The sequence below is a fragment of the uncultured Acetatifactor sp. genome, assembly GCF_948601915.1.
Taxonomy (GTDB): Bacteria; Bacillota; Clostridia; order Lachnospirales; family Lachnospiraceae; genus Acetatifactor.
On record NZ_CAPDXS010000028.1, the window covers coordinates 4,781 to 18,475 of the forward strand.

15 protein-coding genes are annotated in these 13,695 nt (G+C 56.5%); 14 read left to right on the plus strand and 1 reads right to left on the minus strand.

What is annotated here, in order from left to right:
• Positions 1-58 precede the first annotated feature (58 nt).
• The 4 genes from Q2B33_RS06685 to Q2B33_RS06700 all read left to right on the plus strand — a co-directional run bounded on the left by Q2B33_RS06685 (position 59) and on the right by Q2B33_RS06700 (position 3,388).
• Positions 59-526, plus strand: a complete 468-nt coding sequence (locus Q2B33_RS06685) for a tyrosine-type recombinase/integrase (protein ID WP_300913921.1) — start codon at positions 59-61, stop codon at positions 524-526.
• On the plus strand, positions 495-878 hold the full coding sequence (locus Q2B33_RS06690) for a DUF6262 family protein (RefSeq protein WP_300782233.1): 384 nt from the start codon (positions 495-497) through the stop codon (positions 876-878). The genes Q2B33_RS06685 and Q2B33_RS06690 overlap by 32 nt, the downstream gene beginning before the upstream one ends.
• Before the next feature lie 265 nt (positions 879-1,143).
• Positions 1,144-1,443 carry a hypothetical protein gene (locus tag Q2B33_RS06695; RefSeq protein ID WP_300782235.1) on the plus strand — a complete coding sequence of 100 codons (300 nt, stop codon included), beginning with the start codon at positions 1,144-1,146 and terminating at the stop codon, positions 1,441-1,443.
• On the plus strand, positions 1,433-3,388 hold the full coding sequence (locus tag Q2B33_RS06700) for an ABC transporter permease (RefSeq protein WP_300565392.1): 1,956 nt from the start codon (positions 1,433-1,435) through the stop codon (positions 3,386-3,388). The genes Q2B33_RS06695 and Q2B33_RS06700 overlap by 11 nt, the downstream gene beginning before the upstream one ends.
• Before the next feature lie 81 nt (positions 3,389-3,469).
• On the opposite strand, the gene Q2B33_RS06705 is transcribed toward Q2B33_RS06700, so the two are convergent.
• Entirely contained in the window at positions 3,470-3,691 is a 222-nt protein-coding gene (locus tag Q2B33_RS06705) for a hypothetical protein (protein ID WP_300565394.1), read from the minus strand.
• Between the two features lie 334 nt (positions 3,692-4,025).
• Between Q2B33_RS06705 and groES the strand changes: the two genes are divergently transcribed.
• The 10 genes from groES (at position 4,026) to infB (ending at position 13,690) form a co-directional block, all read left to right on the plus strand.
• Entirely contained in the window at positions 4,026-4,313 is a 288-nt protein-coding gene (groES, locus tag Q2B33_RS06710; protein WP_300565396.1) for a co-chaperone GroES, read from the plus strand.
• Between the two features lie 133 nt (positions 4,314-4,446).
• Positions 4,447-6,072, plus strand: coding sequence for a chaperonin GroEL (gene groL, locus Q2B33_RS06715; protein WP_300565398.1), 1,626 nt, complete (start codon positions 4,447-4,449; stop codon positions 6,070-6,072).
• 185 nt (positions 6,073-6,257) lie between these two features.
• Positions 6,258-6,428 (plus strand): chorismate--pyruvate lyase, encoded by a 171-nt coding sequence (locus Q2B33_RS06720; RefSeq protein ID WP_300565400.1) that lies wholly within the window; start codon positions 6,258-6,260, stop codon positions 6,426-6,428.
• Between the two features lie 128 nt (positions 6,429-6,556).
• Positions 6,557-7,018, plus strand: coding sequence for a LytTR family DNA-binding domain-containing protein (locus Q2B33_RS06725; protein ID WP_296463554.1), 462 nt, complete (start codon positions 6,557-6,559; stop codon positions 7,016-7,018).
• A 72-nt stretch (positions 7,019-7,090) separates the two neighbouring features.
• A complete protein-coding gene (locus Q2B33_RS06730) occupies positions 7,091-7,786 on the plus strand; it encodes a hypothetical protein (protein ID WP_300815399.1) in 696 nt (231 codons plus the stop codon).
• A gap of 143 nt (positions 7,787-7,929) precedes the next feature.
• Positions 7,930-8,394, plus strand: coding sequence for a ribosome maturation factor RimP (gene rimP, locus Q2B33_RS06735; protein ID WP_300565404.1), 465 nt, complete (start codon positions 7,930-7,932; stop codon positions 8,392-8,394).
• Between the two features lie 81 nt (positions 8,395-8,475).
• Entirely contained in the window at positions 8,476-9,813 is a 1,338-nt protein-coding gene (gene nusA / locus Q2B33_RS06740) for a transcription termination factor NusA (protein ID WP_300565407.1), read from the plus strand.
• Between the two features lie 8 nt (positions 9,814-9,821).
• Positions 9,822-10,094 carry an RNase P modulator RnpM gene (gene rnpM / locus Q2B33_RS06745; RefSeq protein ID WP_296463547.1) on the plus strand — a complete coding sequence of 91 codons (273 nt, stop codon included), beginning with the start codon at positions 9,822-9,824 and terminating at the stop codon, positions 10,092-10,094.
• Positions 10,081-10,443: a ribosomal L7Ae/L30e/S12e/Gadd45 family protein gene (locus tag Q2B33_RS06750; RefSeq protein ID WP_296472953.1), complete on the plus strand. Its 363-nt coding sequence runs from the start codon at positions 10,081-10,083 to the stop codon at positions 10,441-10,443. Before rnpM ends, Q2B33_RS06750 begins: the two co-directional genes overlap by 14 nt.
• Entirely contained in the window at positions 10,421-13,690 is a 3,270-nt protein-coding gene (infB, locus tag Q2B33_RS06755) for a translation initiation factor IF-2 (protein ID WP_300565410.1), read from the plus strand. The genes Q2B33_RS06750 and infB overlap by 23 nt, the downstream gene beginning before the upstream one ends.
• Positions 13,691-13,695: the final 5 nt, after the last annotated feature.

Consider the following 13,695-nt stretch of genomic DNA (forward strand, 5'->3'; position numbering starts at 1 on the left):
GCTCCAGACGGACTGCCTGTACGACAGCGGCGGGGAAACGATCATAAGGATACGGCAGATGAAAACAAAAACTTTTGAAAAGCCAGTGAGCCACGATCTTGCAGAACTGATCCGCAGGGCAATAGCTTATACGGAGGAACGGCATGGGCCGACCAAATTCATCTTTGTGGACGATAAGAATCCGAAGAACCCCCTGCCGTATAACAGGCTGCAGAACAAGGTGGTGGAAATGATCCATAAAGAAAACCTGCGGGATGACAATGGCAGGCTGTTCGGTTTCGGGAGCCACATGTACCGGCACTATTACGGGGTGAAGCTGACGGAGATGCATCTGGACGATTTCACCATAGCCAAGCTGCTGGGGCACAGCAGCGTCCAGAACGTGAAATATTACAGGAAGATGAGCAACCAGACGCTGGCCGATGAGACACGGGAGGTCAGGAATATGCTGTCGGAGATCATCCTGCAGAATTTGGACGGATGGGAGGAAGAATATGAACAAATACGAGAAGATGCTGGAATGTAACAGGAAAGCCAGCGATGAGAAAATTGAGAGGGCGAGGAAAGCCATCTTTGAACTGATGGACGAGGGGGAAAAGGTGACCGTACCGAAGCTGATGGAAAAAACAGGGCTTTCAAGAGGTTTTTTTTACAAGAACCCATCGGTGCGCCAGACGCTCGACAAGGTGCTGGAACAGCAGGGCGGAGTGAGCCATCCAAGGAAGAACATACTTGACATGGCAATGAACAACGAGATCCTGTCCCTGCAGAGACAGGTCAGGGCAATGCAGCAGGAAATGGATGCCCTGCGCCAGGAGAATGAAAAACTGAAAAGGGCGTTGGACCGGAAGAACAGGGAGCTGCTCCGGAATCTGTAACAATACATAGCCCTTAAAGGTAAGAACCGACAGCCAGCATACACAAAAGTATGCCTGTTGGTCGTTGGTGTTGGCAAAGAAATTTTGAGTACATATCCTGCATGGAAATACGCCTGGGATCACAGAGTTTCGAGGCAGGATAAACACACACATATAAATGAAGAAATAGAAAATTGTCGAAAGTATGGCTACGGTCATGCTTTTTTTACAGCAAACGACAGGAAAAACAGAACGCCATACACACTTTTGTATGCCGTTAGAGCCAGTGTTTACAAGGGATTGCGGGGGCAGGGTACATTTTAGGGACGAGCCCACGGGAGCCCTGGACTCGGCAAACGCCAGGAACCTGATGGAGACCTTTCAGATGATGAACCGTTCCCTGGGCTCCACCATCCTGATGGTCACCCACGATGCCCTCATGGGCTCCTATGCGGACAGGGTGCTGTTTTTAAAGGACGGGAAGATATGGAGCGAAATCCACAGGGGAGACAGGGGCAGACAGGAGATGTACCGGGAAATCTGGTCCGTGTCCGCGGCGCTGGGAGGTGAGACGGATGTATCTTAATCTTGCGGTCCGGAACGTGAAGCGGCAGGTGGGCAGCTATCTGATTTATTTTATGACAGTGTCCCTCACGGTGGCATTGCTGTTCGCCGTCAATAATGTCATCTACAGCAGGGAACTGGCGGCCTTGGCGGACCGGGGGGAGGGTGCCGGGACCGCTCTGAAAATCCTGGTGGCGGCCATCTCCTTTGTGGTGGCTTTCGTGCTCAGCTACGCCACTTCCTTTCTGCTGAAGCGCAGGAAGCGGGAATTCGGCACCTACCTGACCCTGGGCATGACCAGGCGGGACATCCTGCGCCTGTTTCTGGCGGAGACCCTTGTCATCTGCGGCATCGCCCTGGGGATAGGGCTTCTGGCGGGGGGATTCCTGTTCCAGGGGCTGATGGCGGTGATGATGAAGCTTTTGGAGATGGAGTTTTCCATGTCGCCTTATTCCCTGGAGGGGCTGCTTCGCACCGTGGCGCTGACGGCGGCGATTTTCCTGGTGGCGTCTCTGGCCTCCGGGATTTATCTGAGGCGGGCGGCAATCTATGACCTGATTCACGGGGAAAAGAAAGTGGAGAAGCGGGTGAAGCGCCCGGGCCTGTGGTTCCTGGCGACGGTGGCGGCCCTTGGCGGGATGGCGGCCTGCGGTATCCAATTCTGGAGGAGCGTGGACATATCCTTAAGGGGCGGGACAGTGGACAGCATGGAGTCTCTGCTGGCGGGCTTTATCCTATGCGTGATGCTGTTCCATATGGGAGCCGCGAAAAGCGTCGTCTTCCTCCTGCTGCGCCGTCCGGGGTTCTGCAGCCGGGGGGCCAACACTTTCGTGCTGCGCCAGCTCTCGGGAAACCTCAGCGCCAATTCCGTCATGTTCGGGTGCCTGGCGCTGTTGATGAGCCTGGCCGTGGCGGGGACGAATTTCTCATTCATCCAGAAAGCGGGCCAGGAGGAGGCTCTGCATGCGGCGTGGCCCTATGATGTCATGTATTATTCCGACAGTAACGATCGGGAGAGCGAAGCGGAGCTGGCGGAAAGCCTTATCCGGGAATACGCGGGAATCCGGAGAAAGGTATTGTGGCGCACTTTTGAGACCGGAGAACAGGAGTTCTACAGCCGCACCGGGTGGTACGAGGAGCGGATGGCGCCCAATGACAGCTTCATGCCGGTCAGCGACTTCAATGCGTTGATGGCCCCCCTGGGGGCAGAGCCGGTGGCGCTGGAGGGGCAGTTCATGATCGTGTGCACGAGCAGGGAGGCCGCGGAGCCGGACTGGTCGGACATGGTCTGGGAGCATGGGGGGAAATCCTATACGTTCCATAGCTGTCGGACGGATTATCCGAAAATCAGCTATCTGTATTTCTATGTGGTGGTGCCGGACGAGGCAGTGGCGGATATGGAGTGCGTGGAAGAGAGCAGGGCTTATCTCACGGAAAAGAGCAGATTTGACGGAATCGGCCTGCACAGGGAGCTGTCGCGGCTGCTTTCTGCGCAGGCGGGCGAAAACAGGCAGACGGGCAGGAGGCTTGCGTTCGAGATCCGGGAATACCACAGGCAGGAGGAGAACGGTGTGTCGGCCATCCTGGTGGTGGGCGCGCTGTTCGCGTCGGCTGTGTTCCTGCTGCTGGCCATGGCCATCCTGGCGCTGAAGACCCTCTCGGGCCTGGGGGAGGATAAGGGGCGGTACGAAATCCTGTTCCGGCTGGGAATGGGGGAGCGGGAGCAGGCCAGGGCGCTGTTCTGGCAGACCTTTGTCTTCTTCATCGCGCCCTTTGCCCTGCCCATGGCCCTGAGCATTCCTGTGGCCGCTTTTGGGGCCCATGTGATGCGCATGGAGGGGATGGAGGCCTCCGCGGAAGTGGTGTGGCTGATCGCGGGCATCGTGGCGGGGGTGACGGCCTTGCTGTACCTGCTGTACTACACGGCGTCTTACCTGATTGCCAGGCGGACGGTGGTGCGGGACTGAGGGCCTAAGGAAATGGATGGAAACGGCATATCTGCCGGGACGAAAAAGGGACAGGGCCTGCGGCCATGTCCCTTTCCGCGCTCAGAAGGTATACTCTCTGGACTGGCAGTAATAATAGGTCTGGAGCCTGCTGCGCCTGTCATAGGTCACAGTATAGCATTCTGTCGGCTCGCTTGCCTGTGCTGCCTTTTCCAGCGTGGCGGTAAAAGGAGAGACCTGGGAAGTCTGGGGCTGCCGCTGTCCGGAACCCTCTCTTTCCCTTCTCGGCTTCGACGCGCCGGATACCATCTGAATCGGATACACTTTGAAATAGCCCTGAATTCCAACTCCGTTTGCTCCGTTAATCCCTCCTTGGATGTATATTTCAACAGTGTCTCTTTCTTATAAGATATATCGGCGAAAATGATGGAAAAAATGACTGATTTCTAAAATAAATATTAAATCAGGCAACATGTGGGAAAGTGAGAAAAAGAAAGAAAAGAAGAGAAAACAAAAGATTAAAAGAGAAATGAGGATTTGTTTATCTGTGGATATATTTGCAAAGACTACCATATAAAACTATTATATGTTCCAGAGATTAGCACTCGAACCAAATGAGTGCTAACAAGAAAAATGAAGACAACAGGAGGCAATTACCATGAAATTAGTACCTTTAGGTGACAGAGTCGTATTGAAGCAGTTGGTTGCGGAAGAGACCACGAAGTCCGGTATCGTTCTTCCCGGACAGAGCAAAGAGAAGCCCCAGCAGGCAGAGGTGGTTGCGGTAGGCCCTGGCGGCATGGTGGACGGCAAGGAAGTGAAGATGGAGGTAAAGGCCGGCGACAACGTGATCTACTCCAAGTATGCCGGAACGGAAGTGAAGCTGGACGAGGAAGAATTCATCGTAGTAAAGCAGAACGATATCCTGGCAGTCATAAACAACTAAGGAAATCTAAGGCCTGAAAGCACCAGGCCAAAGGTTTCTAAGTTGTCGGAAGAAACGCAGCGGTGTTTCTTCCAGTTGTGAAGCAAGATAAGTCAGAATAATAAATCATTTAGAAAATGGAGGCATGATTATCATGGCAAAAGAGATCAAATACGGAGCGGAAGCCCGTGCAGCATTAGAGTCCGGCGTCAATCAGCTCAGCGACACCGTGAGAGTGACCCTTGGACCCAAAGGAAGAAACGTAGTACTGGACAAATCTTTCGGAGCGCCCCTGATCACCAACGACGGCGTGACCATCGCAAAGGAGATCGAGCTGGCGGACGCTTTTGAGAACATGGGCGCACAGCTTGTGAAGGAAGTGGCTACCAAGACCAATGACGTGGCAGGCGACGGCACCACCACCGCCACCGTTCTGGCCCAGGCAATGGTGAACGCAGGCATCAAGAACCTGGCAGCAGGCGCCAACCCCATCATCCTGAGAAAAGGCATGAAGAAAGCCACCGAGTGCGCTGTGGAAGCCATCTCCAAGATGAGCCAGAAGGTGAACGGCAAGGAGCATATCGCCAGAGTCGCCGCTATCTCCGCGGGAGATGAGGAAGTAGGACAGCTGGTTGCCGACGCTATGGAGAAGGTCAGCGGAGACGGCGTCATCACCATCGAAGAGTCCAAGACCATGCAGACTGAGCTCGACCTGGTGGAAGGCATGCAGTTCGACAGAGGCTATATTTCCGCTTACATGGCTACAGACATGGACAAGATGGAAGCGACTCTTGAGAATCCCTGTGTCCTGATCACAGATAAGAAGATTTCCAATATTCAGGAGATTCTGCCTATTTTGGAGCAGATCGTACAGTCCGGCGCGAAGCTGCTGATCATCGCCGAGGACGTGGAGGGCGAGGCCCTGACCACATTGATCGTCAACAAGCTGCGCGGCACTTTCAATGTAGTGGCTGTAAAGGCCCCCGGCTACGGCGACAGGAGGAAGGATATGCTGCAGGATATCGCCATCCTTACAGGCGGTACCGTCATCAGCTCCGATCTTGGCTATGAGCTGAAAGATGCTACCATGGATATGCTGGGCCATGCCAAGTCCGTAAAGGTTCAGAAAGAGAATACCGTCATCGTGGACGGCGAGGGCGACAAGAGTGAAATCCAGGCCCGCATCGCCCAGATTAAGAAGCAGATTGAAGAGACCACTTCCGATTTCGACAGGGAGAAGCTGCAGGAGAGACTGGCAAAGCTGGCCGGCGGTGTTGCTGTTATCCGCGTAGGCGCTGCTACCGAGACCGAGATGAAAGAGGCGAAGCTCCGTATGGAGGACGCTCTGGCAGCTACAAGAGCTGCTGTGGAAGAGGGCATCATCTGCGGCGGCGGTTCCGCTTATATCCATGCTGCCAAGGAAGTCGCCAAGCTTGCTGAGACCCTGGAGGGAGATGAGAAGACAGGTGCCAGCCTGGTTCTGAAGGCTCTGGAGTCCCCTCTGTACCACATCGCTGCGAACGCAGGCCTTGAGGGCAGCGTCATCATCAACAAGGTGAGAGAGTCCGAGCCCGGCGTAGGCTTCGACGTGCTGAAGGAAGAGTATGTGAACATGGTTGACGCAGGCATCCTGGATCCCGCCAAGGTGACCAGAAGCGCCCTGCAGAACGCTACCAGCGTGGCAAGCACTCTGCTGACCACCGAGAGCGTCGTGGCCAACATCAAGGAAGAGACACCCGCCATGCCCGCAGGCGCAGGCGGAATGGGCGGCATGATGTAATCGCCCGGAAGCTTCCTGGGACGGGAATGACAGAAACAGAATAGATACACCGGAGGGGCCGGCGCGATGGCAGAGGGAAACCTGCCAAAGCGGCGGCCCCTTTTTCTCGCCGGCGCATCTTCGGGGATTCCAAACGGATGCCATTTATGGTAAGATAATAAGAAAACAGACAGGAGGGCAAGGCAATGAACCGTTTTGAATATGTGGTAGTGTCGATTGAGGGAGATTACGCGAACCTGAGGCGCACGGACATTGAATCCGACGAGCTGAAGCTGGTGGCCAGGGCGCTTCTGCCGCCGGAGATCACAGAGGGGACAAGGCTCCTCTATGAGTGGATGGAGTACAGCATCCTCTGATTCCTACCTCTCATATATCAAAATTTACCTCTTGCGCAAAAAGCATTTACAGATTCCGGTTTTCCTGTATACTAAGGCTATGGAAAAAAACAGGGCCAGAACTGCACCGCAGCAGTAAAGGAAAACACATGAAGGTAAAAATTGAAATCCTTGAGGGGATGCCGGAGGAGGAAGTGATCATCCGGTGCCCCGGGCTGAGCGATTCCGTCATAGCGCTCCAGAACTACATATCGAAGCAGGGCAGCGCGAAAAGATGCCTTTCCCTGAAAAACGGAGAGACGGAATTCTATGTCCCCATGGAGGAGATTTATTTCTTCGAGACGGAGGGCCGGGAGCTGCGGGCCCACACGGCGGACAGGATCTTCTTCTGCGGCTACAAGCTCTACGAGCTGGAGGAGCTGCTGCCGGGGAGCTTCATGCGGGTGTCGAAGTCCACCATCGTAAATCTGGACTTCGTCTATTCCATCACCAGGAACCTGACGGCCTCCAGCGTCATGGAGTTCGCGGGGACGAAAAAGAAAGCCATGGTGTCCAGGGCTTATTTCAAGGCGGTGACGGAGCGGCTGAAAGCCCGGAAGCTGGGTGGATGACGGGAAAACGATTGGAATGATACGGAAAAGGGGTAAATGGATATGAGGAGAAAAAACGTTTTTTGGGGTCTTGTGTTTTTGACGGGAGCGGCGGCGCTCCTGCTGAGCAGGTTGGGCTTCCTGAGAGGCGTGGGCTTTTGGGCCATCGTATGCAACATCTTCCTGGCATCGGTGCTGGTCAAAGGCATCGCGAAGAGGAGTTTTGAGAAGATGCTGTTCTCCCTGGCCTTCCTCATCATCGTCAACGATGAGCTGCTGGGCCTGGAGGCCATCACGCCCTGGCCGGTGCTGGGCGCTGCTCTGCTCGGCAGCCTGGGCCTGAACCTTCTGTTCCCCAAATCCGCCAAATGGGGCGGCCATCCGGCATGGGGCAGGGGAGAGGGAGCGGAGGGGCGCGAGAGCGTCGGCCGCGTCTTCTATAAGAACACCTTCGGAGATGCCACGAAATATCTCTCCGGCGTGGTGGGCCGGGTGGAGGCGGAGAATGCCTTCGGCTCCATGCAGATCTACTTCACGGAGACCCTGCTGGAGGGCCACAGGGCCCAGGTGGAGGTGCAGTCCTCCTTTGGCAATACAGTGCTCTATGTCCCCGCCGTGTGGAAGGTGGTGACGGACGTGCGGGTCGCCTTCGGAAACGCAGAGGAGAACGGGAACTGCAACCCTTACGGCGAGGACGTGCTGTACGTGGGGGGCTCAGTGAACTTCGGCAATCTGGAAATCGTGTACGTGGGGGAGGAAGAGTGCGCGGGGAGCGAAAAGGCGGAATAAATATTTACAAAAATTTAAGAAAGCTATTGACAAACTCCGCATTTAGGTCTAAACTGGACTTGTAAATGATGATGATTAGTGTAAGAGTGGCCCATAAGCCACTCTTACTTGCATGTAGGAAGAATTTTGGGGAGAGCTTTGGAATGTCGCGCAGAGAGGATTATGAGAACAGGACACAGGCGCTGTTAGAGCCCATCGCTAGGGCAAACGGCGTATCCATCTATGACGTGGAATATATAAAGGAAGGCGCGGACTACCATCTGTGCGCCTACATCGACAAACCCGAGGGCGTGAACATCCAGGACTGCGAGAACGTGAGCCGCGCCCTGTCCGATGCCCTGGACAGAGAGGACTTCATCGCGGACGCCTATGTGCTGGAGGTCAGCAGCCCGGGGCTGGGCCGGGCCCTGAAGAAGGATAAGCATCTCCAGGCCGCCCTGGGCGAGGACGTGGAGATCAGGCTCTTCAAGCCCGTTGATAAATGCAGGGAATTTTCGGGCAGGCTGGATGGCTTCGATGCGGACAGCGTCACTATCCTGGAGGGGGAGACGAGCAGGACATTCCAGCGCGGGGACATCGCGGTGATTCGCCTGGCAGTGGATTTTTAGGATGATTTTATACGGATTACAGGATTTTTCCTATTGATTTGGAGATAAAGGGATTGGCAAACAGCCGGAATGGAGGAAATGATGAACAAGGAATTGATGGAGGCGCTTGACATTTTGGAGAGGGAGAAGGAAATCAGCAAGGAGACCCTGTTCGAGGCCATAGAGAACTCACTGCTGACTGCCTGCAAAAACCACTTCGGCAAGGCGGACAACGTGCGTGTGGAGATAGACAGGGAGACCTGCGATTTCCTGGTATACGCCGAGAAGGAAGTCATGCCTGCCGCCGAGGACGTGGAGGATCCGGTCCTGCAGATCTCCCTGGAAGATGCAAGAGAGATTTCCTCCATGGCCAGGGTGGGCGATATGATACATGTGGAGATCAAGTCCAAGGAATTCGGCCGTATCGCCACCCAGAACGCCAAGAACGTCATCCTGCAGAAAATCCGGGAGGAAGAGAGAAGCGTCATCTATAACCAATATTACGAGAAAGAGAAGGATGTGGTCACCGGCGTGGTCCAGCGTCATCTGGGGAAGAACATCAGCATCAACCTGGGCAAGGCGGATGCCATGCTCAGCGAATCCGAGCAGGTGAAGGGGGAGTTCTTCCGGCCCACGGAGCGAATCAAGGTGTACATCCTGGAGGTGAAGAACACCCCCAAAGGCCCCCGCATCAATGTGAGCCGCACCCATCCGGAGCTGGTGAAACGCCTGTTCGAGTCCGAGGTCACGGAGATCAAGGACGGCACCGTGGAGATCAAGAGCATCGCCAGGGAGGCCGGCAGCCGTACCAAAATCGCCGTGTGGAGCCACAACCCCAATGTGGATCCGGTGGGAGCCTGCGTGGGCATGAACGGGGCCAGGGTGAACGCCATCGTGGACGAGCTGCGGGGGGAGAAGATAGACATCGTGAACTGGGACGACAACCCGGGCAACCTGATCCAGAACGCCCTGTCCCCCGCGAAGATCGTGGCGGTGTTCGCGGATCCCGACGAGAAGACGGCCAAGGTGGTGGTGCCGGACTACCAGCTGTCCCTGGCAATCGGCAAGGAGGGCCAGAACGCCAGGCTGGCCGCCAGGCTCACCGGCTACAAGATAGACATCAAGTCCGAGACCCAGGCCAAGGATGCGCCGGGCTTCCGGTACGAGGATTACCTGGAGGATGACTACGGCGAGTATGAGGAGGAGTACGGCGAGTACGAGGACGGCGAAGCCGAAGGATATGAATACAGCGAGGACGAGGGCCTGACGGATACGGCAGGGTATGAAGGCTCTGGAGACTACAGCGAAGCGGAGGGCTATGAAGAGCCGGAGGAGCCCGGGGAAGCAGGCGGCTACGAGGAGCCGGAGGGCTATGAGGAGCCGGAAGACGGCGCGGAAGAGTATGAGGAAGAGGGGGACGCCCCCACATATGAGGAGTAAGAGGCTATATGGCAAAAAAGGTTCCTTTGAGACAGTGTGTCGGCTGCGGTGAGATGAAGGGAAAGCGGGACATGATGAGAGTCCTGAAGACAGCGGAAAATGACATATGTCTGGACATAACAGGCAAGAAGAACGGAAGAGGCGCATATGTTTGTAAGAGCAGGGAATGCCTGCTTATGGCCAGGAAGAACAAGGGCCTGGAGCGCTCCTTCAAGATGAGTATTCCAAAGGAAGTATATGATACTTTAGAGGGGGAGTTTGAAAAGCTTGAAGCAGAATAGGATATTATCGCTTTTGGGAATCGCCATGAAAGGACGCAATCTGGTCAGCGGTGAATTTCAGACACTGGATGCAATCAGGAATGGCTCCGCTATGCTGGTGATCGTTGCGGAGGATGCGTCGGGCAATACCAGGAAGCTGTTCACCGATAAGTGCTCTTATTACGGCGTCCCGGTGGAGCTCTACGGGACGAAGGAAGAGCTGGGAAGGGCTATCGGGAAAGACTTCCGGTCGTCGCTGGGCGTATGCGATGCGGGATTAGCGGATTTGATAAGCAGACAACTGAAAGAAAGACAGACGGCCGATGGAGGCGGAAATGGAGGGAAGCATGGCGAAAATAAAGGTACATGAACTTGCAAAGGAGCTAGAGGTGCAGAGCAAGGACATAATAGGTTTTTTGCAGGGGAAGGGAATCGAAGCGAAAGCCGCGCAGAGCTCTATTGACGAAGATGCCATACGGCTGGTGCGCGGTGCGTTTGGAAAGGGAGTAAAGAACGCGCCGGGAGAGGCGCCGAAAAAAAAGGAAACAGCGAAGGAAGAAATGGTGAAAAAAGAGACGGCAGAAATGGTAAAAGAAGAGACAGCCAAATCCCCTGAAAAGGAGAAAGCGAAGCCTGTAAAGGCGGCGGATGCACAGGCAAACGGTGCACCGAAAAAGAAGAAGACGATTATCGTCGTGAACAACCCCCAGAATTCAAGGATGCAGGGACAGCGCCCTGCCCAGCAGGGACAGGGAGGCGGAAACGCCAGGCGCCAGGGCGGCCAGAACGGTCAGGGCGGCCAGGGGAGGAGCCAGGGCGGCCGCGGAAACGACCGCAGGACCAAGGCCCAGGCACCGGTGCGCCCGATTAAGCCGCTGACGCCGCCGTCGCCTACGCCCTCCGTACAGATGGTGCCCCCGAAGCCGCCCCAGCCCAAGCCGCGCCCGGAGCAGACGGAGAACCGTAAGCTCCAGACCCCGCTGCGGGAGGCAGTGGAGCAGAAGGCCCAGGTGCAGAATCCGGTAAATGAGCGCCCGCAGAGCGAAGCGGTGCTGAACGAGCGCCCTCAAAGCGACAGGACGGGCGACAGGCCTCAGCAGGCCGAGAGGCGCCAGGAGGAGCGTCCCCAGGCAGAGCGGATCCAGACCCAGCGTTCCCAGAGCGACAGGCCCCAGACCGACAGGCCCCAGACCGAGCGTGGCCAAGGCGACAGACGGCCGGAACGCGGCCAGGGCGGCAGGCCTCAGGGAGACAGGTTCCAGGGAGAACGCGGCCAGGGAGGCAGATACCAGAATGGCGGAAACGGACAGGATAGGCCCGCAAGGGACGGCCGTTTCCAGGGCGGCCGCAGCCAGGACGGCCAGTCCCAGGACAACCGCGGCCGTGACAACCGGGGCTACAGAGATGGCCAGGGCGGCAGAAGCGGCGGCCAGGGCGGCAGGCCCCAGGGAGAGCGCGGACAGTTCCAGTCAAGAGGAGGCCAGAATGGCAGACCACAGGGAGACAGGCAGAACAGCTTTCAGAGAGGCGGCCGGCCGGGTGCTGGCACTGGTATGGGCGATCGCCGCGGCCCGGGCGCTGGTCCGGGGGGCAACCGTGGCTTTAACGGTAGCCCGCGTGACGGTAGAGGCGGTCCGGGACAGGGAGCTGGATTCAGAGATAATAAACCTAAGAGCTTTGGAGGAGAAGCTCCGGGCAAGGATATGGAGAAGAAGCGCGAGGAAGAAAAGAGGCGCGCCAACAGCCAGGAGAAGGGCAAACGCTCCAAGAAAGACCATATCTATGAAGAGGACGAGGCGGTAAGGAACAAGCCCGGCAGGTTCATCCGGCCCGAGAAGAAGAAGGAAGAGGCGGCAGAGGAGGCCATCAAGGTGATTACCCTGCCGGAGAGCATAACCATCAAGGAATTTGCGGAGAAGATGAAGGTACAGCCTGCCGCGATTGTGAAGAAGTTGTTCCTGGAGGGCAAAATCGTTACGGTGAACCAGGAGATTTCTTACGAGGACGCGGAGAACATCGCCATGGAGTACGACATCCTCTGCGAGCGGGAGGTCAAGGTAGATGTCATCGAGGAGCTCTTAAAGGAGGAAGCGGAGGACGAGGCCTCCATGAAGGAGAGGCCGCCTGTCATCTGCGTCATGGGCCATGTAGACCACGGCAAGACATCGCTCCTGGACACCATCCGCAAGACCCATGTCATCGACAAAGAGGCCGGAGGTATCACACAGCACATCGGTGCGTATACTGTAGATGTGGACGGGCGCAAGATCACGTTCCTGGATACGCCCGGACATGAGGCGTTCACCGCCATGCGTATGCGCGGCGCCAACGCTACGGACATCGCGATTCTGGTGGTGGCGGCGGATGACGGCGTGATGCCCCAGACCGTGGAAGCCATCAGCCATGCCAAGGCGGCAGGCATCGAGATTGTGGTGGCCGTGAACAAGATCGACAAGCCCTCTGCCAACATCGAGCGGGTGAAGCAGGAGCTAACGGAATATGAATTAGTCGCAACCGACTGGGGCGGCAATACGGAATTCGTCCCTGTCTCGGCCAAGACAGGGGACGGCATCGATAATCTGCTGGAGACGATTCTGCTGACAGCCGATATCCTGGAGCTGAAGGCCAATCCGGAGAGGCGCGCCAGAGGTCTGGTCATCGAGGCCGAGCTGGACAAGGGACGCGGCCCTGTGGCTACGGTGCTTGTGCAGAAGGGCACTCTGCGGGTGGGAGACTTCATTTCTGCAGGTGCCTGCTACGGCAAGGTCAGGGCCATGATCGACGACAAGGGCAGAAGGGTGAAGGAGGCTACGCCCTCCATGCCCGTGGAGATCCTGGGACTGTCAGACGTGCCCAGCGCGGGCGAGGTGTTCCTGGCCCATGAGAACGACAAGACGGCCAAGTCCTACGCGGAGACCTACCTGGCCCAGAACAAGGAGAAGAAGCTGGAGGAGACCAGGACGAAGATGTCCCTGGACGATCTGTTCTCCCAGATTAAGGAGGGCAATCTGAAGGAGCTGAACCTGATCGTGAAGGCAGACGTACAGGGCAGCGTGGAGGCTGTGCGGCAGTCCCTGCTGAAGCTGTCCAACGACGAGGTCGTGGTCAAGTGCATCCACGGCGGCGTAGGCGCGATCAACGAGTCCGATGTGACCCTGGCCAGCGCCTCCAACGCCATCATCATCGGCTTCAACGTAAGGCCGGACAGCACCGCCAAGAATACGGCGGAGCGTGAAGGTGTGGACGTAAGGCTGTACAAGGTCATCTATAAAGCCATCGAGGACGTGGAGGCCGCCATGAAGGGCATGCTGGATCCTGTCTTCGAGGAGAAGGTGATTGGCCATGCGGAGATCAGGCAGATCTTCAAGGCTTCCCAGGTGGGAAATATCGCCGGTTCCTATGTGATGGACGGCATCTTCCAGAGAGGCTGCAAGATCCGCATCAGAAGAGAGGGAGAGCAGATTTACGAGGGCGCGCTGGCTTCGCTGAAGCGCTTCAAGGACGATGTGAAGGAAGTGAAGGAAGGCTTCGAGTGCGGACTTGTGTTCGAGGGTTTCGACCAGATTCAGGAGCTGGATATGGTAGAGGCATATATCATGGTGGAAGTGCCGAGATAGCATGC